This is a genomic window from Pseudomonas abietaniphila (assembly GCF_900100795.1).
Lineage (GTDB): Bacteria > Pseudomonadota > Gammaproteobacteria > Pseudomonadales > Pseudomonadaceae > Aquipseudomonas > Aquipseudomonas abietaniphila.
Genome location: NZ_FNCO01000013.1, coordinates 175,632 through 201,699 on the forward strand (window position 1 = coordinate 175,632; position 26,068 = coordinate 201,699).

The 26,068-nt window shown below is 60.1% G+C and carries 18 protein-coding genes and 1 rRNA gene; 12 read left to right on the forward strand and 7 right to left on the reverse strand.

Going from position 1 to position 26,068, the window contains the following annotated elements; all coding sequences use genetic code 11:
- Positions 1-20: 20 nt before the first annotated feature.
- The 6 genes from ectB (at position 21) to argH (ending at position 5,823) form a co-directional block, all read left to right on the forward strand.
- Positions 21-1,316 (forward strand): diaminobutyrate--2-oxoglutarate transaminase, encoded by a 1,296-nt coding sequence (ectB, locus tag BLS87_RS23370; protein WP_074756117.1) that lies wholly within the window; start codon positions 21-23, stop codon positions 1,314-1,316.
- The gene (locus BLS87_RS23375; protein WP_083370745.1) at positions 1,316-2,026 is read left to right on the forward strand and encodes an iron-containing redox enzyme family protein; all 711 of its coding nucleotides are present in this window, start codon (positions 1,316-1,318) and stop codon (positions 2,024-2,026) included. Before ectB ends, BLS87_RS23375 begins: the two co-directional genes overlap by 1 nt.
- Before the next feature lie 9 nt (positions 2,027-2,035).
- On the forward strand, positions 2,036-2,482 hold the full coding sequence (locus tag BLS87_RS23380; RefSeq protein WP_074756119.1) for a cupin domain-containing protein: 447 nt from the start codon (positions 2,036-2,038) through the stop codon (positions 2,480-2,482).
- Between the two features lie 283 nt (positions 2,483-2,765).
- Positions 2,766-3,689, forward strand: a complete 924-nt coding sequence (locus tag BLS87_RS23385) for a LysR family transcriptional regulator (RefSeq protein ID WP_074756121.1) — start codon at positions 2,766-2,768, stop codon at positions 3,687-3,689.
- 175 nt (positions 3,690-3,864) lie between these two features.
- Positions 3,865-4,119, forward strand: coding sequence for a glutaredoxin 3 (gene grxC / locus BLS87_RS23390; RefSeq protein WP_074756174.1), 255 nt, complete (start codon positions 3,865-3,867; stop codon positions 4,117-4,119).
- A 273-nt stretch (positions 4,120-4,392) separates the two neighbouring features.
- On the forward strand, positions 4,393-5,823 hold the full coding sequence (gene argH / locus BLS87_RS23395; RefSeq protein WP_074756123.1) for an argininosuccinate lyase: 1,431 nt from the start codon (positions 4,393-4,395) through the stop codon (positions 5,821-5,823).
- A 123-nt stretch (positions 5,824-5,946) separates the two neighbouring features.
- Here argH and mmsB read toward each other — a convergent pair whose 3' ends face one another.
- The 3 genes from mmsB to BLS87_RS23410 all read right to left on the reverse strand — a co-directional run bounded on the left by mmsB (position 5,947) and on the right by BLS87_RS23410 (position 9,932).
- Positions 5,947-6,834 carry a 3-hydroxyisobutyrate dehydrogenase gene (mmsB, locus tag BLS87_RS23400; protein WP_074756125.1) on the reverse strand — a complete coding sequence of 296 codons (888 nt, stop codon included), beginning with the start codon at positions 6,832-6,834 and terminating at the stop codon, positions 5,947-5,949.
- Positions 6,835-7,019: 185 nt separating this feature from the next.
- Positions 7,020-8,546, reverse strand: a complete 1,527-nt coding sequence (locus tag BLS87_RS23405) for a CoA-acylating methylmalonate-semialdehyde dehydrogenase (RefSeq protein WP_074756176.1) — start codon at positions 8,544-8,546, stop codon at positions 7,020-7,022.
- A gap of 57 nt (positions 8,547-8,603) precedes the next feature.
- The gene (locus tag BLS87_RS23410; protein ID WP_074756127.1) at positions 8,604-9,932 is read right to left on the reverse strand and encodes an MFS transporter; all 1,329 of its coding nucleotides are present in this window, start codon (positions 9,930-9,932) and stop codon (positions 8,604-8,606) included.
- Between the two features lie 313 nt (positions 9,933-10,245).
- Between BLS87_RS23410 and BLS87_RS23415 the strand changes: the two genes are divergently transcribed.
- The 6 genes from BLS87_RS23415 to BLS87_RS23440 all read left to right on the forward strand — a co-directional run bounded on the left by BLS87_RS23415 (position 10,246) and on the right by BLS87_RS23440 (position 16,445).
- Complete coding sequence (locus BLS87_RS23415; RefSeq protein WP_143024466.1) at positions 10,246-11,193, forward strand: LysR family transcriptional regulator; 948 nt, start codon at positions 10,246-10,248, stop codon at positions 11,191-11,193.
- A gap of 359 nt (positions 11,194-11,552) precedes the next feature.
- Positions 11,553-12,404 carry a sugar phosphate isomerase/epimerase family protein gene (locus BLS87_RS23420; RefSeq protein WP_074756131.1) on the forward strand — a complete coding sequence of 284 codons (852 nt, stop codon included), beginning with the start codon at positions 11,553-11,555 and terminating at the stop codon, positions 12,402-12,404.
- Between the two features lie 13 nt (positions 12,405-12,417).
- On the forward strand, positions 12,418-13,482 hold the full coding sequence (locus BLS87_RS23425; protein WP_074756133.1) for an isopenicillin N synthase family dioxygenase: 1,065 nt from the start codon (positions 12,418-12,420) through the stop codon (positions 13,480-13,482).
- 59 nt (positions 13,483-13,541) lie between these two features.
- Positions 13,542-14,342 (forward strand): ABC transporter substrate-binding protein, encoded by an 801-nt coding sequence (locus tag BLS87_RS23430; protein WP_074756178.1) that lies wholly within the window; start codon positions 13,542-13,544, stop codon positions 14,340-14,342.
- Between the two features lie 225 nt (positions 14,343-14,567).
- Complete coding sequence (locus BLS87_RS23435) at positions 14,568-16,118, forward strand: amino acid ABC transporter permease/ATP-binding protein (RefSeq protein ID WP_074756135.1); 1,551 nt, start codon at positions 14,568-14,570, stop codon at positions 16,116-16,118.
- Positions 16,119-16,172: 54 nt separating this feature from the next.
- A complete protein-coding gene (locus tag BLS87_RS23440) occupies positions 16,173-16,445 on the forward strand; it encodes a Rho-binding antiterminator (RefSeq protein WP_074756137.1) in 273 nt (90 codons plus the stop codon).
- 170 nt (positions 16,446-16,615) lie between these two features.
- Here BLS87_RS23440 and recD read toward each other — a convergent pair whose 3' ends face one another.
- From recD to rrf, 4 genes are all read right to left on the reverse strand, one after another.
- Positions 16,616-18,703: an exodeoxyribonuclease V subunit alpha gene (gene recD, locus BLS87_RS23445; protein ID WP_074756139.1), complete on the reverse strand. Its 2,088-nt coding sequence runs from the start codon at positions 18,701-18,703 to the stop codon at positions 16,616-16,618.
- Positions 18,700-22,398 carry an exodeoxyribonuclease V subunit beta gene (gene recB / locus BLS87_RS23450; protein ID WP_074756141.1) on the reverse strand — a complete coding sequence of 1,233 codons (3,699 nt, stop codon included), beginning with the start codon at positions 22,396-22,398 and terminating at the stop codon, positions 18,700-18,702. Before recB ends, recD begins: the two co-directional genes overlap by 4 nt.
- Positions 22,395-25,856 carry an exodeoxyribonuclease V subunit gamma gene (gene recC, locus BLS87_RS23455; RefSeq protein WP_074756143.1) on the reverse strand — a complete coding sequence of 1,154 codons (3,462 nt, stop codon included), beginning with the start codon at positions 25,854-25,856 and terminating at the stop codon, positions 22,395-22,397. The genes recB and recC overlap by 4 nt, the downstream gene beginning before the upstream one ends.
- Before the next feature lie 126 nt (positions 25,857-25,982).
- Positions 25,983-26,068 (reverse strand): 5S ribosomal RNA (rrf, locus tag BLS87_RS23460); the annotation flags it as partial.

The window sequence follows — 26,068 nt, forward strand, 5'->3', positions numbered from 1 at the left end:
CGCCGCACAGGACGGAACCTATGAACACCTCGACCTCCATCTACCAGCTTGAATCCAACGTACGTTCCTATTGCCGGGACTGCGACGTGGTATTCGCCACCGGCCGCGGCGCGACCCTGACCGATGTCCATGGCCTGAGCTATGTCGACTTCTTTGCCGGCGCGGGTTCCCTGAACTACGGGCACAACAATCCGCACCTGAAGAAACAGCTGCTGGCGTACATCGAACAGGACGGCGTGACCAACACGCTGGACTTTCACAGCGACGCAAAAACCCGGTTCATCGAGCGCTTCGAGCAGGTGATCCTCAAGCCGCGCGGCCTGCACTACAAACTGCAATTCACCGGCCCGACCGGGACAAATGCCGTGGAAGCCGCGTTGAAGCTGGCGCGCAAAGCCACCGGCCGATCCACTGTCGCAGCGTTTACCCACGCGTTTCACGGCGTCTCGCTCGGCGCACTGGCCGCGACCGCCAACGCCGACAAGCGCGGCGCAGGCGGCGTGGAATTGTCGAACGTGGTGCGCCTGCCGTACGACGGTTTCTTCGGCCCGGACATCGACAGCGCCGACATCATCGCAACCCTCTACAGCACCGCTGGCAGCGGGTATGAAAAACCGGCGGCGATCATCCTCGAAACCGTTCAAGGCGAAGGGGGTTTGAACTGCGCCTCGACGCACTGGCTAAAACGAATCGAGCAGCTGTGCAAAGACCTCGGTGCGCTGTTGATCATCGATGACATTCAGGCAGGTTGCGGACGCACCGGCAGCTTTTTCAGCTTCGAGCCCGCGGGCATCTCGCCGGACATTGTCTGCCTGTCGAAATCCATCAGCGGTTACGGACTGCCCATGTCACTGGTGCTGATCAAACCCGAGCACGACTGTTGGGCGCCCGGCGAACACAACGGCACGTTTCGTGGCAGCAACCCGGCATTCGTCACGGCCTGCGCGGCACTGGATTACTGGCAGGACACCCGGCTGCAAGACACCATCGGCGTGTACTCGCGGCTGATCCGCACGGCATTGGAAACGCTGGTTGCGCAGACCTCGCCCGGCACCGCGCAGGTCGTGGGACGCGGCTTGTTCATGGGCCTGAAATTCAGTGACCCCGACACCGCCAGCCGACTCGTCAGCGCCTGCCTCGAACAAGGGCTGCTGGTGGAAACCTGCGGTCCGCAAAGCGAGGTGCTGAAGCTGATGCCACCTCTGACCATCGACGCCCACACCCTGACCCTGGGTCTGGAAAAGCTGCAGCAGGCCTGCCTGAATGTCCTCTGCGTCCCTACCCCGACTGCCACCGCCCTGCGAGGGATCGCTTGATGAACAACATGACCCAACGCTTCGACATGCCGTACGCCCATCAGAACGACAGCGACTTCATCCTTCAGGAACTCGCGCAACTGAAAGCCGAAATGATCGACCAGATCTCGCGGCATCCGTTTCTGATCGAATGCCGCAACGGACTGGCGTCGCTCGACCGGCTGAAAGCCTTCATGGTGCAGCAGGGCAAGTACAGCCGGCATTTCACGCGCTACATCTGTCAGTTGATGGCCAACCTGGAGTCCAACGAAGACATTCTGCACCTGCTCGACAACCTGTTTGAGGAGATGGGATTTGGCGAGGTCAGCGAACCGCCTCATTCACAGATTTACCGCGACATGCTGCTCAACTTCGACCTGCAACTGGACGCCTTCCCGACGCGGCCTTCGACGCAGCGCCTGATCAACACGATGATGAATTTCTGCAAGCAGCCGGAAGGCGTTTATGGGCTGTCCGCGCTGTGTCTGGGCGCAGAAGCCATCGTGCCGTCGCTCTACAGCGACATCGTCACCGGTCTGGTCAAACAGGGTGTCGCCCTTGAGGACTTGAAGTTCTTCACCCTGCACATCGAATGCGACGACGGCCATGCCGACACCCTGCTGGCTATTCTTTCGCGATTGATCATCGAAAAGCCGACGCTGTTCGAAGTGGTCAGGCACGCCGCGTTCCTGATGATTCAGGCACGCCTCGAATTCCTCGACGACATGTGAGAGACGATCATGACCCATCATCGATTTCTGTCGAGCCCCATCCCGTCCAGTCTTGAGTCACTGGACCGGCATGAACGCCTGTTGCACGAGTCGGTACGCGAATCGGGACGGCTCAAGCTGAACGCCTCCCGGATCAATTCGCGCAAACCCGAGGTGCACCCTGTGAGCCTGCCGGCCAGGACGATGAACATGAGCGTGGGCATTTTGCGCCCGTTGCAGGGTTCAGACTTGCAGCGCCACAACTACGAAACGCTGATGTACATCACTTCCGGATCGGGTTTTTCACTGATCGGCGAAACCCACGTCGCCTGGACGGCGGGTGATGCGATCTACATTCCGGTCTGGCAATGGCACAAACACGTGAACACCAGTGAAACGGCAGAAGCGACCTACCTCGCGTGTGAAAACACCCCTCTGTTACAGACACTGGGCATCGCGTTGCGAGAGCAAGGCTGACCCCTTTTCAGTTGCTTCTCATTTGCACCGCTCAGGCCGGTTAATCCGGCCTGTTCGTGCATGTGCGCGCGTTGTTCTTGAATGGTATTTACGCGACGAATGTCATGTTTTCCGACCTTGCTAGCACTTGCACATCACCGGGTAAACGGCTCACCATGAGCGCGTTTACAGACACGGCCAAACGCACGGCGCAGACCGGCGCGATCATTCAAGCCACCACAAGAAAACGCGGGTAATGGACTGATTTCAACCGCCAAGGATCAGCCATTCCAGGAAAAACAGCATGTCTCGAATTTTCGATGTTGATACCAACCTCTGGCGCACCTTCAAATCGGTCAGCGAAACCCGCAGCATCACTCGGTCATCCGCCGCCCTTTGCAAGACGCCACCGGCCATCAGCATGCAAATCAAAAAGCTGGAAGAGCTGCTCGATCTACAGCTTTTCGTGCGCGGCGATCACGGTTTCAGACTGACGCCGATTGGCGAAGAAGTGCTGATGACCGCCGAAAAAATCCTGACCATGAACGACAACCTGTTCAGGCTCAAGGACAAGGTCAATGCCTACGAACTGCGTCTGGGCCTGCCCGACGACTACTCGCTGTTCTTTCTGCACGACATCATCCGTTCGCTGAACTCGATGGAACCGACCATTCACCTCAACGTGACCTGCAAGACGTCACTGCTGCTGATGACCGACATCGAACACGGCAACCTCGACATGGCGATCATCGCCACGCCCGAAGGTCAACTCGTGGCCAACTCGGAACACATTCGCTATGAAGCATTGAGCTGGATCGGTGAAGAAGAGTTGATGCAGCCGGGCCAGCCCTTGCCCCTGGTGCATTTCCCGGAAGGCTGCATCTGTCGCGAGATCTCGGTCAATGCGTTGAGGATGGCGGGCATCGAGGCGCGCGTGAGCTTTACCTCTGACTCCAACTTTTCAGTGTTCAATGCGATCAATGCCGGCGCAGGCATCGGCGTCAGCGAACGCTCGCTGATTCCCAAAAAAACGCCGGTGATCGACAGCTCGCTGTTGCCTGAACTGCCGCGCATTGAAATGAGCACCGTGGCGAACTACGAGCGCATTCCGAAACACACCCTGTCTCAGGTGTCCGCGAAGATCAAAGCGTGCATCAATGCCAGTTGCGACCAGCTCGTCTCGAACAGGCAGCACAGCGAACCGTTGATGAGACAGAGCCTGTTCTGATCCCGCCTTTTGCGTCTTATTTAGACGATCTGTCGCATAGTGGCGACTTTCAGACGCCGAAAAGCAGGGTGCCGGGCATAACATGGGAACCATCACAAGGGCTCAACCGATTGACGGGCTCTTGTCCTTGTCGCCCAAGGCTGTCGTCTACCAGCCGCCCCGGAGCTTAATGATCATGTCTGAAGTCACTCTTTACACCACCAACACCTGCCCGTATTGCGCTGCCGCGAAGAGCCTGCTCAAGGCCAAGGGCGTGAGCTACAACGAGATCAGCGTCCAGACCTCGGTGGAACAGCGCACCATCATGATGGAGCGCAGCGGTCGTCGCACCGTGCCGCAGATCTTCATCGGCGAGCGCCACATCGGCGGTTTCGACGACATGGCCCTGCTGCAACAGAGAGGCGAGCTGGACGCGCTGCTGGCCGGTTAAGCATCGTCGTTTCAGACGCCCCGACCACCCTGTGGGAGCGAGTTCATTCGCGATCAATGGCACATGCGACACCCCTTTGTTGCATGAAGCCTTTTCGCGAATGAATGCGCTCACACAGTTGCTCTGCTGAGCCGCGACTTCACGCAGGTTTCCATTTCTGCCAAGTCCACTTGCCATTTGAAACATTTCCCCTCGGGTCGGTTTTTCCTAGGATCCTTCGACGTCGTCGACGCCTGGTTCGCCAGCAATCCACGTATACGAAGGGAAATGCACATGTCTGATGCAACTGAGCGTCTGTGGGGGGCGCGTTTCAAATCCGGTCCTGCGCCAGCGATGGCCAACCTGTCACGCTCGCCCGCCATCTATTTCCGCATGACGCCTTATGACGTCGCGGGTTGCAAGGCGCACGCCCATGAGCTTGAGCGGGCCGGCCTGCTGGATGCCGACGAAACCCGGCGCATCATCGCAGCGCTGCAGTCGATCGACGAAGATTTTGCCGCAGGCAAGGTTCACCCCATTCCGGCGGACGAAGACGTTCACACCTTTATCGAGCGCCTGTTGACCGAACGCCTGGGCGCGTTGGGCGGCAAGCTGCGCGCCGGTCGTTCACGCAACGACCAGACCGCCAACGACATGCGCCTGTTTCTGCGCGATCAGATTCGTGTTCTGACGCTGTCGATTCTCGATCTGCAAAAGGCCCTGGTGGGTCAGGCCGAGCAGCACATCAACACCGTCGCGCCCGGTTTCACCCACCTGCAACAGGCCCAGCCCATCGTCTTCGCCCATCACCTGATGGCGCACGCACAAGCGATTCATCGTGACATCCAGCGTTTGCAGGATTGGGACAATCGCTTCAACCTCTCGCCCTTGGGCGCGGCGGCAATGGCCGGTTCGGCCATTGCACGGGACCTGCAAAGCTCAGCCGCTGAACTGGGTTATGCCGGTCCGTGCGAAAACTCCATCGATGCCGTGGCCAGCCGCGATCACGTGGCCGAATTCCTGTTCTGCGCCAGCATGCTGGGCATCAACATTTCGCGCATGGCTGAGGAGTTCTGCCTGTGGACCTCGCGCCAGTTCCGCTGGGTCGAACTCGATGACGCCTACGCCACCGGCAGCTCGATCATGCCGCAAAAGAAAAACCCCGACATCGCCGAGCTGGCGCGGGGCAAGTCCGGTCGTTTGATCGGTTCGCTGACGGCCATTCTGTCGGTGCTCAAGGCGCAACCGCTGTCGTATAACCGCGACCTGAGCGAAGACAAACACGCCATTTTCGATGCGATGGACACGCTGAATCTGGTGCTGCCCGCCTTTGCCGGCATGGTCCAGACCATGACCGTACGCACCGACGAACTGCTGCGTCAGGCCCCGTTGGGTTTCACCCTCGCCACCGAGGTCGCTGACTGGCTGGCCGTGCGCGGCGTGCCGTTCAAGGAAGCCCACGAGATCACCGGGCAATTGGTGCAACTGTGCGAAGCGCAGGACATCGGGCTGGAAGAGCTCACACCGGCCATGCTCGCGCAGACCGACACGCGCTTGACGCCTGAGGTGCTGGAAAGCCTGACGCTGGACGCCGCACTGGCTGCCCGAAGCGGTTGGGGCGGGACCGCGCCTGTTCGCGTGGTCGAGCAGATCGCGCGGTTCAAGCAGCAGATGGTGGCGCAAGAGCAGTGGGCCAATGACTACAACGGCCCTCGGGGTGGATAAGCGCAATTCGATGTGACCTTTGTAGGAGCACGCTTGCCCGCGATTGCAGTGTGTCAGCCGACATTTAGGTGGCTGGACGAACGCAATCGCGGGCAAGCGCGCTCCTACACTTGGGTCGTGCGCCTATTCCTTCTTCCGATACCCCTCAACCACCGCCGAGAAATCCTTGCCGCCGTCACCACGCAAACTCATCGCCTGATACAGCTGTTGCGCCACGGCGCCCATGACCACCGGCTGATGCGCCACCCGTGCGGCCTCGGTCGCCAGCCCCAGATCCTTGAGCATCAGCTCGGCGCCAAACCCTCCGGTATACCCGCGCGACGCGGGTGCGGTTTCGACGATGCCCGGCCACGGGTTGTACATTTCCGAGCTCCAGCAACGGCCGGTCGAACTGTTGATGATGTTCGCCAGAATCGCCGTGTCGATCCCCAGGCGGTCACCCAGTGCCATGGCCTCAGCGACACCGATCATGGAAATCCCCAGGAGCATGTTGTTGCAGATCTTGGCGATCTGTCCCGTACCGACATCACCGCAATGGACGATGTTGCGCCCCATCTGCGCGAGGATCGGTCTGAGCACCGTGAAGTGCTCAAGGCTCGCGCCGACCATGAACGTCAGCGTCCCGGCCTGTGCGCCACCCGTTCCGCCAGACACCGGCGCGTCGCCGACCACCACCCCTTTTTGAGCCGCCGCAGCGGCCACGTCACGAATGGTTTGCGGGTCGATGGTGCTGCAATCCACGGCCGGCACGCCGGGCGTTATCCCGGCCAGCACGCCGTCTTCATTCAGGTAAACCGCACGCACATGGGCAGCGGCGGGCAACATGGTGATTACCAGTTCCGCACCTTCCACGGCGTGTTTGGGCGATTCGCTGATCCGGCTGCCGAGCTCCGCCAGCTCGGCGAGCACCTGTGTGTTGAGGTCGAACAGGTGCAACTGATGACCGGCCCGGATCAAATTCCGCGCCATGGGCGCGCCCATATTGCCCAAGCCGATGAATGCGATTTTCATGGTGTTTTCCCTTTTTCAGATTCAAACCACGGGAGCTTGGAAACAGGCGATTCCTTGTATGAGCGACCGGGGTGGCGGTCCACCTTGCCCGCGATGGGTATCCAGACCCGCTACATCTCTATCGCCTGTCATGTCCATTGGCGGGCAAGCGCGCTCCTACACGTACTGCACGCCCGCGAGTCTCATCAACGCAAATTGATCGTCGTGTTCACCCCGTCATTCACGCTGTCGTCATCGAACCAGCGGCTGGTGACCGTCTTGGTCTGAGTGTAGAACTGCACCACCTGTTTGCCGTAAGGCCCCAGGTCGCCGAGCTTGGAGCCGCGCGAACCGGTGAAGCTGAAAAACGGAACCGGCACCGGAATCGGGATGTTGATGCCCACCTGGCCGATGTCGATTTCGTTCTGGAATTTTCGCGCCGCCGCCCCGCTCTGGGTAAACAGTCCCACACCATTACCAAACGGGTTGGCGTTGACCAGTTCGATCGCCTGATCCAGCGTGTCCACCTCCAGCACCACCAGCACCGGCCCAAAGATTTCCTGAGTGTAGATCTGCATCCGGGTCGTGACGCCGGTAAACAGGGTCGGGCCGACGAAGTTGCCGTCCTCGTAACCCGCCACCTTGATCCCGCGCCCGTCCAGTTCGAGGGTTGCGCCCTCTTTCACGCCGCTTTCGATCAGGTCGAGAATCCGCTGTTTGGCGCGCTTGGAAATGACCGGCCCGACATCGGTGCCCGGCTCGTTGCCTGCGTTGACCGTGAGCTTCTGCGCCAACGTCTTCAAGTCTGGAATCCACTGCTTCGATGCGCCGACCATCACCACCACCGAGGTCGCCATGCAACGCTGACCGGCCGCGCCAAACCCGGCGCCAACCAAGGCGTTGAGCGTCTGCTCGCGATTGGCATCGGGCAGGACCACCGCGTGGTTCTTGGCACCCATCATCGATTGCACGCGCTTGCCGTGCTTGCCGGCCAGGTCATAGACATGGGTGCCCACTGCGGTGGAGCCGACGAAGGATACGGCCTTGATGTCCTTGTGGGTGCAGATGGCATCGACCACGTCCTTGCCGCCGTGCACCACGTTCAGCACGCCAGCCGGCACGCCCGCCTCGACGGCGAGTTCCACCAACAGCATGGTCGACATCGGGTCTTGCTCGGAGGGTTTGAGCACGAAGGTGTTGCCACAGGCGATGGCCATCGGGAACATCCACAGCGGAATCATCGCCGGGAAGTTGAACGGCGTGATGCCCGCGCAAACGCCGATGGGCTGACGCAACGTGTAAGTGTCGACGCCACCCGCCACATTTTCGGCGAACTCGCCCATTTGCAGCGTGCCGATGGAGCACGCGTGCTCGACCACTTCCAGGCCCCGGAAAATATCGCCTTCAGCGTCGGCAATGGTCTTGCCCTGCTCGGCACTGAGGACCACGGCGATGCGTTTGGAGTGTTCACGAATCAATGCCTGCAGCTTGAGCATGATGCGCATGCGCGCGCCAATCGGCGTGTCACGCCAGGTCTTGAAGGCCCTTTGAGCGGCGGCAACGGCGGCGTCGACTTCGGCGGTGGTCGCGAACGGGACCTTGGCCAGCACCTCCTGAGTCGCGGGGTTGATCACGTCCAGCCACTCGCGGGTCTGCGATTCCACCCACTCGCCATCGATCAGCAGTTTGACGTGGGCCACTGTGGTGGTGTTTTTGTTCAGTGAGACGTTCATTTCGATGTTCTCCATTCGAAGCGGCGCGGCTGCGAGGGCGCGCCGGGGATTCAATGTTCAGCCCGCGTGGTGTCTCGCCGGATCGCGCTTCATCAGCGCCGTGCAGACCAACGCAATCAGCGCCATGCCAATCAGGTAAACGATCACGTAGTGCGGGTTGCCGCCGCCCATGGCCAGCAGTTGCGTGGCGATCATCGGCGCGAAACCACCGCCCAGCACACCCGCCAGTTGCACCGAGACCGAGATGCCGCTGTAGCGGATTTCTGCCGGGAATTGCCGGGCGAAGAGCAGCGATTCGGGCGCATACAGAATGGGGAACACCACGCCCACCGCGAGCACCATCGCCCACCAGACCAAGACCGGGTCGCGGGTGCCGAGCATGGCGAAGAAGGGGTAGACGAACGCGCACAGCAGCAACAGGCCCACGAAATACAGGCGCTTCTGCCCAACCCGGTCGGAGATGTGCCCGCACAGCGGCATGGTCACCAGCGACAGCGCAGCACCCGCTGTTATAGCGCCCAGCACATCGGCGCGCGGGATCTGCAACTGGTTGGCGGCATAGGCCAGGGCGAACGTCACCGACATGTAGAACCAGGCATTCTCGGCCGTGCGGGCGCCAATGATCGTCAGGGTCTCTCTGGGGTGATCGCGCAAGACCTTGAACAGCGGGACTTTGACCGCGACGTTGTCCTTTTTCAGCTTCTCGAAATCAGGCGATTCCGGGACTTTCAATCGGATCAGCCAACCCACCCCCAGCAGCACGACGCTGGCCAGAAACGGAATGCGCCAGCCCCAACTGAGCATGTCTTCTTCGGGCAATTTTGCGACCATGGCCATCGCCAGCGACGCCAGCACCAACCCTGCGCCGACACCGGTTTGCGGCAGGCTGCCGTAGAAGCCTTTCTTGCCTTCGGGCGCATGCTCGACCGCCATCAATACCGCCCCGCCCCACTCGCCGCCGACGGCCATGCCCTGCAAAAACCGCATCGCCACCAAGATCACCGCCGCCCAATAGCCGATCTGCTGATACGTGGGAATCAGGCCGATGATGATGGTCGGAATCCCCATGAGCATGAGGGTGAACAGGAGCATGGATTTGCGACCGATCCGGTCGCCAAAGTGGCCGAACACGATCCCGCCCAAAGGCCGACCGAGAAACCCCACGGCATAGGTGGCGAACGCCGCCAGCACACCGATGATCGGGTCCAGCGCGGGAAAGAAGATTTTGTTGAAGATCAGTGCGGCAGCCGTGCCGTAGAGGAAAAAGTCGTACCACTCGATGGTCGTGCCCGCCATGCTCGCAGCACCGGCGAGCCGGTAGGATTTGACTTTGCTGGTCGCGCGGGCGTCGGGTGCACCAGCGTGCGCCGTTATAGCGTTCTTCATAAACTCCTCCGCTTATTTATTGTTGTGCAGGGTGTTATGCGATGTGGGGTGCTGCGGTTATAAATCGCGTTAGCCTCTCTTGAATGTGTTCACGATCCCGGTGGGAGCCGGCTTGCTGGCGAAAGCGTCATGTCAGATACATCGATGTTGACGGAGCCACCGCATTCGTCCGAACGCGGCCCGCACCAAGCCGGCTCCCACTGGGTATCCATCACGCTCGAAATTCTTGCAGTACGACACGTTGGATTGCGCCATGCTTCGGAGTATAGATATGCAAACTTCTAATAAGAACGCACATAAAAGCAGGTTCAACATGCAAAAAAACATCACATCCCTGAGCGCTTTGAACTGGGATGACCTGAAGTTTTTTCTTGAAGTAGCCCGCACGCGCAAGGCCAGTCTGGCGGCCAAGCGACTGGCGGTGGATTACACCACCGTGTCGCGGCGGATCAACTCGCTGGAGGCATCACTGGGCACACTGCTGTTCGAAAAGTCGCGCAACAACGGTTTTGTGCTGACGGCTGAAGGCCAACGCCTGCTGGGCTCGGCGGAGTCCATCGAAAGCACGTTGCACATCGCCTGCGAGCAGGTCTCCGGCTCCGGTGTCGCGTTGTCGGGTCACGTGCGAATGGGCTGCACCGAAGGGTTCGGCAGCTTCTTCATCACCCCGCAACTGAGCCATTTCACCGACACCTACCCGGCCATTTCGGTGGACATCCTGCCATTGCCGCACTTCATCAGCCTGTCCAAGCGCGAAGCCGATATCGTCATCGCCCTCGAGCGGCCGGAACATGGGCCGTACGTCTGCTGCAAACTGTGCGACTACAACCTGCGGCTGTACGCAACGCAGGAATACCTGGACAACCATGCGCCGATCACCCACGTCGACGATCTGGTCGATCATCCCTTCATCAGCTACGTCGACGACCTGGCGTTCAGCTCGGAGCTTTTGTACCTGAGCAACCTGCTCCCCGGCGCCCACGCGACGCTGCGAAGCACCAGCGTCATCGCCCAATACGTCGCCGCCCTGCAAGGCCGCGCACTGGCGATCCTGCCGTGCTTCCTCGCCGCTCAGGACTCACGGCTGCTGCCGGTGCTGGAAACCGAGGTGAACATCACGCGCCAGTTCTGGATGTACTGCCGGGAGGACCTGCGCAAGCTCAAGCGGATTACCTTGTTGTGGGATTACATCCGCGAGACGACGGAGGCCAATCAGGCGTTTTTGTTGGGTGAAAGCAAGGTGATGATGTTTGTCGACTGATCATCCTGTAGGAGCGTGGCTTGTCCCGCGGTCTGCCCGACACAGCCAAGGTGACTGATTTTACTGCCGCTGCGCGGCAGATCGCGGGACAAGCCACGCTCCTACAAGATCACAGCAGGTCTAGATCGCACCTCGCCACCATAGTTTAGAAATCTCTGAACTATGCATTTGAGGTTTCCTATTCTTTCCGTTCATCGGGCGAACCTAAGATCGGCTTCAATAAAGGAGCCCGTCCAGTAGAGACACGGCCCGAAGATTGCCTTTTTCTGATGTGACTGCCGCTGTAACCCGTTTCGGCTCGCGCCGTGGCGAAGCTATGTCATGTGTCAGCCGCAAGACGCAATCTTTGAGGACGCTCGATGAAACTGGAAATCTTCCGCACGATGTGGGGCTACACCGCCAGCAAGGCCCAGGCACTGGACGAGCTGCTGGAAGCCGGGTTCGACGGCATGGAAGCGCGTCTGCCGCTGACGCCCGTCGAGCGTGCCGAGTTCGGCGCCTTCCTGCGCGCCAACCACCTGCCTTACATCGCCACGGTGTTCACCGCCTACGACGTCCTGCCCGAACAATCGGCGACCACCGCCGAGCACCTCACCGATCTGGAAAAGAAACTCGCCTGGTCCACTGAGTTGAACCCGCGTTTCGTCAACGTGCTGGCCGGTAATGATCGCTGGCTGTTGCCGCAACAGGTCGATTTCTTCGGCCAGGCCTTGGAGCTGGCGCGCAAGCACGGGCAAATGGTGACCTTCGAAACCCACCGCGCCCGTTCGCTGTTCAACCCGTGGGTCACGCTGGAGCTGATCCGTCAGTTGCCGGACCTGCGTTTCACCAGCGACATCAGCCACTGGGTTGTCACCTGCGAGCGCCTGCTCAACGACCCCGAAGACGACCTCAGTGCGTTCGTCGAGCGCGTTCACCACATTCAGGCCCGTGTCGGTTACGACCAGGGCCCGCAAGTTCCGCACCCCGCTGGCCCCGAGCGCGCAAAGGAACTGGCCTTCCATCAGCAGCACTGGGAAGCCATCTGGACATCCCAGCAGGCGCGCGGTTACCCGGTCACCACCCTGACCCCGGAATTCGGCGCCGACGGCTATCTGCATCACCTCCCCTTCACCGACGTGCCCGTGGCCGATCTGTGGTCGCTGAACGTGTGGATGGCGAAGCATGAACGTGAACATTTTCAAGGCTTCACCCATACAACAAGCCGATAAGGAGCGTTTCGCCATGCCCGATCAGTCTCAAGCGGCGACACCGAAGGTCGCCAACTTCAACAGCATTCCGGTGGTCGACATCGCCGGTCTGTTCAGCACCGACATCGCCCACCGACAGGCCGTGGCCAACGAACTGGGCAAAGCCGCACGTGAAGTGGGCTTTCTGTACGTCAAGAATCACGGCATCGAACAAGCGTTGATCGACGGGTTGCGCCAGGCCGCCAAGGACCTGTTCGCTCAGTCACTCGAGTACAAGATGCAGCATTACATCGGCACCTCGCGCAGCCACAAAGGCTTCGTGCCCGAGGGCGAAGAGGTCTATGCCAAAGGCAAGCCGGATCACAAGGAAGCCTTCGACATCGGCTTCGAGGTGGGTGACGAAGACCCGCTGGTGATCGCCAAAACGCCGTTGATCGGTGCCAACGAATGGCCCGACCTGCCGGGTTTTCGTCCGGCGGTGGAAGCGTATTACGCCGCCGTATTTGCGCTGGGTCGTCGCCTGTTCGACGGCTTCGCACTGGCTTTGGGCCTGGAAGAAGGCTATTTCGAGGCGATGGTCACCCGTCCGCCGTCCAAGCTGCGCCTGATCCACTACCCCTTCGATGGCGCCGCGCAGGATGCGCCCGGTATTGGTGCACACACCGATTACGAGTGCTTCACCATGCTGCTGGCCGACAAACCCGGCCTTGAGGTGATGAACGATCTGGGCCAATGGATCGATGCCCCTCCGGTGGAAGGCGCATTCGTGGTCAACATCGGCGACATGCTGGAGGTCATGACCGCTGGTACGTTCGTTGCTACGGCTCACCGGGTACGCACCGTCAGCGAAGAGCGTTATTCATTCCCGTTGTTCTTCGCCTGCGATTTCCACACCCAGATCAAGCCGCTTCCGCAGTTTGACAATGGCAGCAAGGAATACGAAGCGATCACCATCGGCGAACACATGTTCGGCCAGGCCCTGCAGACGTATCAGTACCTGCGGCGCAAGGTCGAGAGCGGCGAGCTCAAGCTGTACGAGAAGGCGCGCAAGCCATCGAGCTTCGGCCACTTGAAGAACCAGGCACAGGACGCGTCCTGATGCTCGAGAAGATGTCCAAACACACCGTGCCTTACCTTCCTGACGTGGAGTCACCGACGATGCGCAACACTGTGAACACTGCTGTCCGCTTGACCGTTCTTGCCGCCGCCGTGCTCGGCGCCACTTTTGCCCACGCCGCCACCGTCACGCCTGGCCAGTTCAAGGTCGGGATGGAAATCACCTATCCACCGTTCGAATCCTATGACGAGAAGAAAAACGTCGTCGGTTCCGACCCGGACCTGTCACGCCTGCTGGCCAAGCACATGGACCTGAAGGCCGAGTTCGTCGACACCAAGTTCTCCAGCCTGATCCTGAGCCTGAACGCCGGTCACTACGACGCCATCATCTCGGGCATGTACATCACGCCTGAGCGTCAGACCCAGGCCCAGACCATCGCATATGCCAAGACGGGCGCGGCGATCATGGTCCTCAAAGACAGCACGATTAAACCCAAGGTGCCAGAAGACCTCTGCGGCCTGAAGGTCGGCCTGGAAAAAGGCACCACGTGGGTCGCCCAGTTCAACAAGCTGTCCACCGAGTACTGCGTGCCTAACAACAAGGGCGCGATCTCGGTCAGCGAATTCCCGTCGGCCCCTGAAGTGACCCAGGCGCTGCTGTCCGGCAACGTTCAGGCGCAAGTGGAAATCGACGGCGCTGCGGGCATGATCGCCGAACGCACCAAAGGCCGCGTGGTGGTGAGTACCGAGCACTCGATCTACCAGCAGACTCTGGGCATCTACGTGAAGAAGGGTAACGACGAGCTGTATCAGGCGCTGCTCAAGGCCTTCGACGAAACCAAGAAATCCGGTGAGTACGCAGCGCTGCTGAAAAAGTACAACCTGGAAGAGCCGGGTAACTGAGTGAATGATGGGCGTTCTGACTCGACGCCCATTCCTGTAGGAGCGTGGCTTGTCCCGCGATCGGCTGCGAAGCAGTCGTAAGATCAGCCAGCGCCGTATGACTGACACACCGCGTTCATCGGATTTACGACGACTATGTCGCCGATCGCGGGACAAGCCACGCTCCTACAGGGGACCGCGTTGATAGAGGTTTGCCGCAGGGTTTCGCCCCGCTGAGGTATGTTTATGCAATTCGAATGGTCCTACTTTTTTTCTCTGTTTTCGGTCTCGGACTTCTGGGAATCGTGCATCACCGTGATCGAGCTCAGTGCGCTGGGCTGGTTCATCGGCATGTTGCTGGGTTTTCTGCTGGCCTCGGCCAAGCTCTCGACCGCGCGCTGGATCAGCGTGCCTGCGTCGATTTATATCTGGTTCTTCCGTAGCGTCCCGCTGCTGGTGCTGGTGGTGTTCACCTACAACCTGCCGCAGATGTTCCCGATCACCCGTGACGTGCTGTCCAACCCCTTCTACTCCGGCCTGCTGGCGCTGGTCGTCACGGAAGCGGCGTACATGGCCGAGATCCACCGTGGCGGTCTGATTTCGGTCGCCAAAGGGCAGAAGGAAGCGGGCCGTGCGCTCGGCGTCGGGCTGATTGGCATGCAGCGTCTGATCGTGATTCCTCAGGCGTTTCGTATCTCGCTCCCGACCCTGATCAACGAATACATCACCGTCGTCAAACTCACCTCGCTGGTGTCGGTGATCTCGCTGACCGAACTGCTTACAGTCGGCCAGCGCCTCTACGCGCAGAACTTTCTGGTCATGGAAACGCTGTCCGCCGTGGCCGTGTACTACGTGATGATCGTCACCGTGTTCGGCTGGCTGTTTCACTGGCTTGAGCAGCACCTGGAACTGAACAACCGCAAGCCACAAACCCTGGATGACACCGCGTTGACCCGCTTGCGCGCAACGCTCGTGGCGCAGCCTTCCACTGCTCAGCGTGCCGAGTCAGGCCCTGGCTCGGCGCCCGCCCTGCAACTGCTCAACATCCACAAAAGCTACGGTCAGCATGAAGTGCTCAAAGGCATCAATCTGGACGTCAACGTGGGCCAGGTGATTTCCATCATTGGTCCGTCTGGCTCGGGCAAGACCTCGCTGATCCGCACCGTGAACAGCCTGGAAAGCATCGACAAGGGCGAGATCATTCTCTTCGGCGAAGGCTTTATTCACGCTGGCGACAGCCCGAACGCACCGCAGATTCGTCGGGGTGTGCAGCGCATCGGCATGGTGTTCCAGAACTTCAACCTGTTCCCCCATCGCACCATCCTCGACAACGTGACGCTCGCACCTCGCTACCACGGGCGCGACAAAGCCATCAGCGAACAGCGCGCCTATGCCCTGCTCGACAAGGTCGGCCTGCTGGCGCACGCGCAGAAATACCCGCATCAATTGTCCGGTGGCCAGCAGCAACGCGTCGCCATCGCCCGGGCATTGGCGATGGACCCTCAGATCATGCTGTTTGACGAACCGACCTCGGCCCTTGACCCGGAGCTGGTCGGCGATGTGCTCAAGGTGATCGGCGATCTGGCGAAAGAAGGCATGACCATGCTGATCGTCACCCACGAAATGGACTTCGCGCTGTCGATTTCCGACCGGGTCATCTTCATGGAAAATGGCGTGGTGCAGGTCGACGCTTCGCCACAGACCATCCTCGCCGATCAGTGTGGCGATCGTGTGCGCAAATTCATGGGGCTCGATCATGGGGTCACTCAGCAGGAGCCGGTGCGCAAAGAAGCCTGAGCGGCTATCGTGAAGCGACCATCACAGTCGCTTCACGCCGCTCGGGAGTCAGAAATGGACCGTTATCAACCGCTCAATTGCGATCTCTACGACTACGTCGAAATCGCCTGCATGCATGGCTATCGATTGAAGGTGGAACTGGTCGACGGCCAGACCTTCGAAGGCAAACCCCTCACCACCCGCACCGCGCCGAGCAAAGAGGAATTCCTGCAATTCGCCGATGGCATTGAGGACGTGCGACTGGATCAACTGGCCGCCATCACCCCGCTCGATGAAGGCGCCAGTTTCGGTCGAGTGGAGTTGGGGAATTCGTTCTGCGCGACGTGAGTGACCGAGTCACGTCCAGACACCTTATCCCTGTGGGAGCGAATTCATTCGCGATTGGCGGGCACAGGCAATACATCTTCGGCGCCAGGAAAATCTATCGCGAATGAATTCGCTCCCACAGACAGGACTGCATCGGTTTAAAACCATGTGGCAACATCGACGTTCGTGCCTCACAACTCCAGCATCAACCCACTCAGGCGTTTGACCTTGCGACGCAGCGCCTCTTCGAACACGCCCTGACGCGGCTCGATCAGGCTGAACCAGTGCTTGGCCCGCGTGATGCCGGTGTAGATCAACTCCTTGGTCAACACCGGATTGAGCGCTTCGGGCAGGATCAACGCCGTGTGCGCGAACTCCGAGCCCTGTGATTTGTGCACGGTCATGGCGTACACCGTCTCCACATCATTGAGTCGGCTTGGCAACACAAAACGCACCCCGCCGCTGCCGTCATTGCGCGGGAACGCGACACGCAGGGCCTGGCGGTTTTCCTCAGGCGTACCCTCCGGCAACCGCAGGGCAATGCCGATGTCGCCGTTCATCAAACCCAGGCCATAATCGTTGCGGGTCATCAAGACCGGGCGGCCTTCGTACCATTGCTGATCGCTCTCGATCAGTTGCGCGGCGAACAGCGTCTGAGTCATGCGCTGGTTCAGGCCTTCGACGCCCCACGGCCCTTTGCGCACGGCACACAGCAGCTGGAATTCATCGAACGCGTTCAACACTTCTCGCGCCCACTCGACGCACCGTGGATCGTCAATGGACATCACATCCTGCGGCCGGCGCGCCCGCATCACGCCGAGGTAATGCCGGTAGCCTTGAGGCCCGTTGCCGTGGCCGTCGAGCACGAGGCGCGACAAGGCACGGTCCTGCTCGCCCTTGAGCGACAACGCAAACAGGTCCGGATACGTACGCGCCGCCAACAACTCACGCGCTTCCCGATCCTGCTGCTGGTTGACCAACTTCGCCAGCTGACCAATGCCGCTGCCGGCCACGAAGCGTCGGGAATGACGCAGCATCACCACCTGCTGCGCCAGCGCATGCTTGACGTTATCGCCCGGCTGCAAACCGCTCTTGCTCAAGTCCTCACCGCTGACCGACTCGAGCCAGGCCTGGGTCTGCGGGCTGTACATCCCCGCCTCCGCATCACGGCACAGATCACCCAGCACGGCACCGGCTTCCACTGACGCCAGTTGGTCCTTGTCGCCGAGCAGCACCATGCGCGCATGGGGCGGCAGGGCATCCAGCAGATTGGCCATCATTTCCAGGTCGATCATCGAGGCTTCGTCCACCACCAATACATCGAGCGGCAACGGATTCCCCGCGTGATGACGGAAATGCCGCGTGCCCGGACGACTGCCCAGCAGGCGGTGCACGGTGGTCACTTCACTGGGGATTTTCTGGCGCACGTCCTCAGGCACCTGCAGCGATTGCACTTGGTGACTGATGGATTCGGTCAGCCTCGCTGCGGCTTTACCCGTGGGTGCCGCCAGCCGAATACGCAGCGGTTTACCGCGCTCGACCGCAGGTGATTGCAGCAGCGCCAACAGGCGCACCACCGTGGTGGTTTTCCCCGTGCCCGGTCCGCCGGTGATGATGCTGAACGCACCGCGTGTTGCCAGTGCACAGGCAAGCTTTTGCCAATCGATCAACGCATCGGGGGCGGCGCTGGCCGGACCGAACAGCGCCTCCAGCCGCTCTGCCAGATCACTTGGGGCTGCCTCGACCTGCGACAGCCGGCGATGCAGTGCGGCATCGATGCGGCGCTCGTAGGTCCAGTAACGACGCAGGTACAGGCGTCGGTCCGACAACACCAAGGGCTTCTCGGCCGCCACAGCGCTGTTGTCGCCTGCCTGGGCAACCAGCGTGCTGTCTGCCAGCGCCTTGCACCAGGTCGCGCCGTCCAGCGCCTTGAGCAACGCCGAGGGCAGCAACATCGGGGTCGACAACAGATCGCCCTCCGGTGGCAGCGACAGGGCGAAGTCCGGTTCTTTCAGGGTCTCATAGAGGTCGAGACACACGTGGCCGTGACCGAGCTGATGGCTGGTCAGCGCGGCCGCGAGCAATACCAGCGAGTCAGCGGTGGGATCAAGATCGGCCAGAAACCCGACGAAGGCCTTATCCAGTGCACGCAACCAGCCGCGCTCGACCCAACGTTCGAGCAGCAACAGCAGATCGTCCACACGGCTCAGGGGCTTGAGCTCGGCGAGGCTTTCGGCGTCCAGCGGCGTAGGGAGTAAATGAGCAAAGGTGCGATTCATGCGAGCTCTCCTGACGGCGCTTCTTCCTCGATCAACGGACGGCCTTGGAACAGCAAATCAAGACTTTCGATCAGCGCGCGAGGCGGACGAGTGAACCACGCGCCCTGGCTCGCTGCGCGACTGCCACGCACGAACAGATATACCGCACCGCCCATGTGCCGGTCGTAGTCATAATCAACCAGACGCGCCTTGAGCTGGCGATGCAACGCCAGCAGGTAAAGCACGTATTGCAGGTCGTAGCGGTTATCCAGAATTGCGTTTTCCATCGCTTGCTCGGTGTAGGCATCGTCGTCGACACCCAGCCAGTTGGATTTGTAATCGGCCACGTAATAGCGACCTTCATGCTCGAACGTCAGGTCGATAAAACCCTTGAACATGCCATTGAGCGAAACGGTTTCCGCGGCGGCTCGCGGCGCGCCGTTGTGCGTGTAGCGACGCACCAGCGCGTCCATTTGCGCCACGTCGACTCTGGAACAGGCGAACCAGAACTCCATCTCGACGCGGTACTGGTTCGGTTGATCCAGCGCACTCAAAGCAACCGGTGGAACGTCGGCGCCGAGGCGTAACGGCATCATCAGCAGATGTTGAAGCCAGTCTGTCAGGGTGTTGATCCAGCCTTTCCAGTCACGTCGGTTGCAGCGCTGGGCGACGACTTTTTCCAGCGCCTGCGGGTGTCCCGATGCCAGCGCGAAGCCCTTTTCTCCCGCCCATTCCAGCAAACCGTGAAGGAAGGTGCCGGGATTCGGCCCACGTGGAAACCGATGGATATCACCGCCACTGGCCATGACTTCACGGGGCGCTTCAGGGTCCAGGCGTTCATCGTCAAACAGCTTTTGAGCTTGTGGACTGTCGGGCGACTGATCGCCGCTGTCAGTGATCGTGTCACCAATGCGCAGCGCGCTGTAGGAGGCGATCCACCAGTTTTCCCGGGCGCTGCGCCGTGGCATGCGCGGCTTGCTCAACGCAGCTTCGCTGCGGGGTGCGGTGAACAATTCGTCCCCCGCGTGCGGCAAAGGCTCGACGGCCAGCGCAGACGCGCCGTTCGCCAGTTGTGTCAGCCAATCAGATAAAGTGCCATCGGCCCCTACCGGCAAGCCACCGCCCAGCAGATACCCCAGCGCCGAGCGATGCAACACGGACGCTTTGTTGCGGCCACGCTTGAGGTCGGCAACGCCCAGCCAGCAAGCATGTCGCGCGCGCGTCACCGCCACGTAAAACAGACGCAAATCTTCGGCCAGACGCTCATCGTCAGATTGCTCTATCAATGCTGTCGTTGCGTTGAGACTAATCTGCGCATTGCCTTCGGCGTCATGAAAGTGCAACGGCAGCCTGCTGCCATCGACAGGTTTGAACGAGCAAATGAAGGGCAAGAAAACCAGTGGATATTCCAGTCCTTTAGACTTGTGGATGGTCACCACTTTGACCAGTTGTTCATCACTTTCCAGGCGCACGATCTGCTCATCGCCCGCCTGGCCTGACAACGCCAGATGCTCCCCCAAGTGACGGATCAATGCCTGTTCGCCGTCCAGCTCTGCGGCCGCTTGCTGCATCAGTTCCGAGAGATGCAGCAAATTGGTCAGCGCCCGTTCGCCATCGCTGCGGCACATGAGTCGCTGGGGAAGCTTGAAGTCGTGTAGCAGCCGTCGCAGCATCGGCAGCACACCCTGTGTTCGCCAGACTCGCCGGTACTCCCGAAACTGCATGACCCGTTGCTCCCAGGCCAGCTCATCAAGGTTCAACCGCTCCAGCTCGCTCAAGGGCAGGGCCAACGTAATGCTGGCCAAGGCGGCACGCAGCATGCGCTCCGAATCAGGCTCGGCACAGGCCTTGAGCCACGCAAGAACATCATGAGCTTCACGGGCAGCGAATACCGAGTCCTTGTCGGAAAGGTACACGCTGCGTACGCCCCGTCGTGACAGTTGATTACGAATCGCCTGAGCTTCATGACCGTCGCGGACCAGAACCGCTATATCCGCAGGCAACAGGCCCAACAGCGGCTCATCCGACTTGGCAAAGCCCGCTCGGCTCTGCTGACCAGCATTGAGCAACCGCACGATCTCGCTGGCACAGGCAGCTGCCATCTGTTCGCGATAGACCTCCGCAGACACCGGTTCGTCAGTCTCCAGGTGCCATACGTTCAATGCCGCCAGTGCTGATCCATCGACCTCCAGCCGCTCCTTACGACCTTGCGCAGCCACTCGCAAGAACGGCACAGGATTATCGCCCCCACGCCTGAACAGGAAGGCCCCCTGGCCAGCAGCCCGAACTTCCGCACGCTCAAACACATGATTGACCGCCTCGACCATCGCTTCGCTAGAGCGAAAGTTGGTGCCGAGCGTATGCAAACGCCCTTGGGTTGCGTGCCGGGCGCGCAGATAGGTGTAGATGTCCGCCCCCCGAAAGGCGTAGATGGCTTGTTTGGGATCGCCAATCAAAAAGAGGCCAGTGCTAGGGTCATTGGCGTGCAGACGATAAATGCTGTCGAAGATTCGGTACTGCACAGGGTCGGTGTCTTGAAATTCGTCAATCAGGGCAACCGGAAATTGTTCGCGAATCAGCGTTGCCAGACGCTCACCGCCCGCGCTGCACAGTGCCGCATCAAGGCGTAACAACATGTCATCAAAACCCATTTCCGCGCGACGCCGCTTTTCTTCCTCGAAGCGGACGCTCACCCACTGCGCAGCATGTTCGAGCGCTGCGGCATCGGGGGTCGGCAAACTTTCCAGTGCGTCCTTAAGGATCAGCATTGCGTCGAAGGCGGGGTGCGACGGAGGAGCGTCGTGCCAGGCATCAGCCACTCCGTCCGGCGTCAATCGTGTGAAACCCGCACCAATATCAAGCGCCTCTTGTGCGGGGTCATTCGCCCAAGCGGTGATTTTTTCGAACCATGAGGTGTAGTTCGCCGCACGTAACTTGTTACCGTGAACAGCTTTACGCTGGGTGGCATCCTGGCAAATGGCAAGCAGTTCTCCCACCCACTTGCGCCACGGCGACTTCAGGGCCTCAAGCGCCTCAAGGCGCTGCTCGATAGCATGCTCAATCAACTCATCCAGCGACTCGGTCTGCAGTGGCCTTTCGATGCCGAACAAACTGCGCACTTTGGGCAGCAAAGCGTCAGGCCCGCGCCAGTTTTCGCGAATCCAGTTCAGCGTGTCACCACTGAGGGGGTAGCAGAACTTGCGCCAATAGTCGCGCAAGACCTCACTGAGCAGGTCGCCGTGGTCGGTTTCCAGCGTTTGAGTGAACAGGCTGCCGCTGTCGAACGCGTGTTCACGCAACATACGCTGACACCATGCATGAATAGTCGAAACTGCGGCTTCGTCCATCCACTGAGCAGCGATGTCCAACCGACTTGCGCATGCGTGCCACTGCTCACGGGCAAACTCATTGCGCAGGTCTGCAATCAATCCGTCAGGCGCCGCGATTTCCTCCCGGAAGAAACGCGCAGCCTCGGCCAAGCGCGAGCGAATACGGTCGCGAAGCTCTTGGGTGGCGGCCTCGGTAAATGTCACCACGAGTATCTGTGGGGGCAGCAGCTCCCGCCCGAAACCTGACAGCTCGCTGCCGTGACCGAGCACCAGTCGCAAGTACAGCGCCGAAATGGTGAAGGTCTTGCCTGTCCCGGCGCTGGCCTCGATCAACTGACTGCCCTTGAGCGGAAAACTCAGCGCCAGAGGCTGTTGTAGGGTGCTCATGCTTCAGCCTCCTTGCGGGTTATTGACTGCCAAGGCGCTTCCAGCAGCGGTTTGTAAAGCAAATCGCACCAGTGGAAAAACTCACCACTTTCAGTCAGTGCGCTGAAATCAGGATACTGCCGAGCGAGAGCGGTCTCCTCGCGCTCACCCTTATGTGTGAAATCGTCACCCTCATACGCCTTGACCGGATCAGCCTTTTCCAGCGCGGCGAATGCGGTCCTCAATGCCACAGGCAACGGCTTTTGCATGCCTTGTTGGTATGCCTGGAGCATCGTAATCAAGATCTCACTGGCAACAGGCGTTTCCAGCGGAGGCAACAATAGCGTCTGATCCTTGGCGACCATGGCACTGGTCAAGCGCAGACCGCATGCGCATGCCACCACGTGGGTGACCCAAGGTTTGACCAGCCGATGCCATTTGCGGGATCTTCCAGCGGCGATCGTGTTGGGAATTGTCGTGACACTCAGCAATCCCCCGTCACTGTCTTGGCACACGCCCTCCAGCCAGTCACTGACGCCGGAATCGTCATGCACGAAGCTCAGCGACAAGGCACTGTTCAGGGGCTGCGGCCAGCGCTCGCGCAGCTCAATGTATCGCTGAAGCACTTCAGGCAATGGATCGATCAACTCACGCTGTAACGCCGTGCCAAAACCAGCCATGGGTAGCAAACCGCTTGACTGCAAGCGAGCTGCCTGTGCGTGCATCGCCTCGTCAACATCATCCAAATGGGTCAGCGCAGCCTGCAGAAGACTGTCGCTGGCTTGATAAAGCTGCAGTTGATCCAGCACGAAGGGCTCCTCTTGCGCCAACGGCTGCTCTGCTGCTTCAAAGAATATTTTCAACCGCTGGCTGAAGAAATACTTCACCGGACTGCGCAGGAAATCCTGCAGCTGTTTGAGGCTGAGCATTTCACTGCTGCTGTGCGCTTCCAGATCTTTTTCGAGCTCGGCGAGTGGGGCCGTCTCATGCAGAGCCTGCCACTCATGAGCAAAGCTGAAGAACTCCAGACTCTCCTGAAAATACTTCGCACTGAAAGGCTGCAACGGGTGCTCGAGCGTGAGCTTGTGCAGCAGCTGTTGGCCAGGGTCGCGCTTTTTTTCGTCTTCTGGCTCAACGGCGTCAGCGAGCCGCCAACCGCTGGACAGGTGATCGCGTAGCTGACCGATCAGCACAGACGCGGGACGCTCGGAGTTGTCACGAATGCTGCGCCCGACCCAACTGATGTACAGCTGATCACGCGCGGAAAGCAGCGCTTCGAGCAACAGGTAGCGATCGTCCTCACGACGAGAACGATCACCGGGACGGTAATCGCTGCCCATCAAGTCGAAATCCAGCGGCGGCTGCGCGCGCGGATAATCGCCGTCATTCATGCCCAGCAAGCAGACGAGCTTGAAGGGAATCGCACGCATCGGCATCAGCGTGCAGAAGTTGACTGAACCCGCCAGAAAACGCTGCGAGAGACGTCCTTGGTCCAGTCCGGCGAGCCAGGCTTCGCGGACAACCGTCAGTGGCAGCTCGTCAAGCAAGCCCACGTTCTCGCAAGTTTCCAGCCAGGTTTCACGCAGCGTTTCCAGCTGACCCAAGAGGTAATCATCGTGCTCGCTTTCTGCGGCAAAGAACAACTGCATGAGCGCCTGCAGACGCGTGCCCCATACCGGTGGCGTAGCGGGTTGCGAGAGTTCGTTGTGAGCGATCTGCAGCGCATCGATCAACGCAACCAGTGGACCGATCAGCGCAGCATCCAGCCCACCGATCTCGTCGTAGGGCTCAATGCCCTCATAGGCAATGCCTGCACCCACCGCGTAACCGAGGAGCATGCGGCGTAAACCGAAATGCCAGCTGTTCTGCTCCAGCGCCTCCGGCAGCCCCAGCCCTTCTCGCTGCTTGGCATTGAGCCCCCAACGCACACCTGCACCTTCGATCCAGCGATGCAAGGTGGGCAGGTCGCGCTCATTAATCCCAAATCGGGCACGCAACGCCGGAACGTCCAGCAGGTCGAGGATTTCACTGACCGGAAAACGGCTGTCTGGAATCTTCAGCAGATGTTCGACAGCGATCAATAAAGGATCGCGGCCACGCTGACCCTGGTCGGCCAGCGTGAACGGGATGAAGCGACGATCATCACGATCCAGTTGACCAAACACGGCGCGAATGTGAGGCGCATAGCTGTCGATGTCCGGGACCATGACGATGACATCCCGCGGACGCAAATCCGGATCCTTGCTAAATCGTGCGAGCAATTGATCGTGCAGCACTTCCACTTCGCGTTGCGCGCTGTGGGCGACATGGAAGCGGATTGATCGATCTGTCTTGGTATCCACCGCCGGCCATCGTTCGCGGGTCTCTCCGAGGGGGCGCAATTCGAGGATGTCGTCCTGCAATTGATTGAGGATCGTGTGCGGGTCGCTTTCGCTGAACAGATCGATCCGGCCGTCGCGGAAAATAGCGCGATAACTGTTGGGGTCGTCGTGGCTGTCGAGCAAATTGATGTAATCGCGCCCCTGCTTGCCCCACGCGGCAAGCAGCGGGTGCGCATGCTGATGCAAGGCGTCCGGATTCAGCACAACGGGCATGCCGGCCTTGCGCGATTGACGCTTGTATTCGTGGCGCAGCAAATCTTTATCCGCGACGATGTCGGCCCAGTGATGGCGACACGGATTGTGCACACACAACAGCACCTGGCTGAAGCGAGCCAGTCCTGCGAGGGCTTCCAATGCTTGCGCCGGGAGCGAGGAGATGCCGAATACGATGACCCGCGCCGGCAATCCGACAGGGGCCTCGGTCAGGCTGTTGATACGCTCGATATAGCGCTGATGGACACCGGCACGACTCTGGGCCATGCCTTCGGCACCGACGTCATGCAGCAGCGCACGCCATAACTCGGCCTGCCAGCAGTTCTCAGCCTTGAGGGGTTTGATTTCCCCTCGGACGTTCCTCAGTTGATGCCTGCCAGCGGCCCAGTCTTCCAGCCAGTCAGCGCGATAGACCTGATATTGGTCAAACAGGTCCGCCAAACGCTCGGACAGTTGATAGCGTTTGCGCAGATCCGCGTCGGCCGTTAGAAAGCGCTGAAGAGGTTCGAAGTGGGGCAGGTCGATGAGCGCGGGCAGCAGCCGCATCAGGCGCCAAGTCAGCGGGGCCTTATCGAGCAGCGAGGTTTCCGGAATCTCATCCTTACCCAACACCGCACGATAAAGCTGCCACATAAAACTGCCGGGAAGCTGTACATCGATCGCAGCAGCGATACCGCACCCGCCCAGGTCGTCCTCCTGCGCATCCTCAGCCAAGGCAAGCTTTAACCACTGAGCGATGCCATTGCTCTGCACCAGAGCCACTTCATTCTCCAGCGGTGTAAGCGGATAGCGCCGCATCCACGACACGACAAGGCTGCGCAGCTCATCCAGGCGATTGCCATGAACCACCATGAACCCGGGATTGAGATGGGATGTCACCGGCATAGCTGCTTCCTTGGCGTTTGAAGAGGGAGAAGACTAACAGAGGGCGTCGCGCTGTTGCAGTTCGGCCTTTTCCGCGCGCAAAAACAAAACCCCATCTGCTTTCGCAAATGGGGTTTTGGAATTTAATCTTGACGATGACCTACTCTCACATGGGGAAACCCCACACTACCATCGGCGATGCATCGTTTCACTGCTGAGTTCGGGATGGGATC

Coding starts and splice junctions, on each gene's coding strand:
- BLS87_RS23440 (WP_074756137.1), top strand. CDS start 16,173: ATGGACCGTTATCAACCGCTCAATTGCGATCTCTACGACTACGTCGAA.
- BLS87_RS23430 (WP_074756178.1), top strand. CDS start 13,542: ATGCGCAACACTGTGAACACTGCTGTCCGCTTGACCGTTCTTGCCGCC.
- mmsB (WP_074756125.1), bottom strand. CDS start 6,834: ATGAAAATCGCATTCATCGGCTTGGGCAATATGGGCGCGCCCATGGCG.
- BLS87_RS23405 (WP_074756176.1), bottom strand. CDS start 8,546: ATGAACGTCTCACTGAACAAAAACACCACCACAGTGGCCCACGTCAAA.
- grxC (WP_074756174.1), top strand. CDS start 3,865: ATGTCTGAAGTCACTCTTTACACCACCAACACCTGCCCGTATTGCGCT.
- BLS87_RS23380 (WP_074756119.1), top strand. CDS start 2,036: ATGACCCATCATCGATTTCTGTCGAGCCCCATCCCGTCCAGTCTTGAG.
- BLS87_RS23425 (WP_074756133.1), top strand. CDS start 12,418: ATGCCCGATCAGTCTCAAGCGGCGACACCGAAGGTCGCCAACTTCAAC.
- BLS87_RS23410 (WP_074756127.1), bottom strand. CDS start 9,932: ATGAAGAACGCTATAACGGCGCACGCTGGTGCACCCGACGCCCGCGCG.
- argH (WP_074756123.1), top strand. CDS start 4,393: ATGTCTGATGCAACTGAGCGTCTGTGGGGGGCGCGTTTCAAATCCGGT.
- BLS87_RS23415 (WP_143024466.1), top strand. CDS start 10,246: ATGCAAAAAAACATCACATCCCTGAGCGCTTTGAACTGGGATGACCTG.
- recD (WP_074756139.1), bottom strand. CDS start 18,703: ATGAATCGCACCTTTGCTCATTTACTCCCTACGCCGCTGGACGCCGAA.
- ectB (WP_074756117.1), top strand. CDS start 21: ATGAACACCTCGACCTCCATCTACCAGCTTGAATCCAACGTACGTTCC.
- BLS87_RS23420 (WP_074756131.1), top strand. CDS start 11,553: ATGAAACTGGAAATCTTCCGCACGATGTGGGGCTACACCGCCAGCAAG.
- recB (WP_074756141.1), bottom strand. CDS start 22,398: ATGAGCACCCTACAACAGCCTCTGGCGCTGAGTTTTCCGCTCAAGGGC.
- BLS87_RS23375 (WP_083370745.1), top strand. CDS start 1,316: ATGAACAACATGACCCAACGCTTCGACATGCCGTACGCCCATCAGAAC.
- BLS87_RS23385 (WP_074756121.1), top strand. CDS start 2,766: ATGTCTCGAATTTTCGATGTTGATACCAACCTCTGGCGCACCTTCAAA.
- recC (WP_074756143.1), bottom strand. CDS start 25,856: ATGCCGGTGACATCCCATCTCAATCCCGGGTTCATGGTGGTTCATGGC.
- BLS87_RS23435 (WP_074756135.1), top strand. CDS start 14,568: ATGCAATTCGAATGGTCCTACTTTTTTTCTCTGTTTTCGGTCTCGGAC.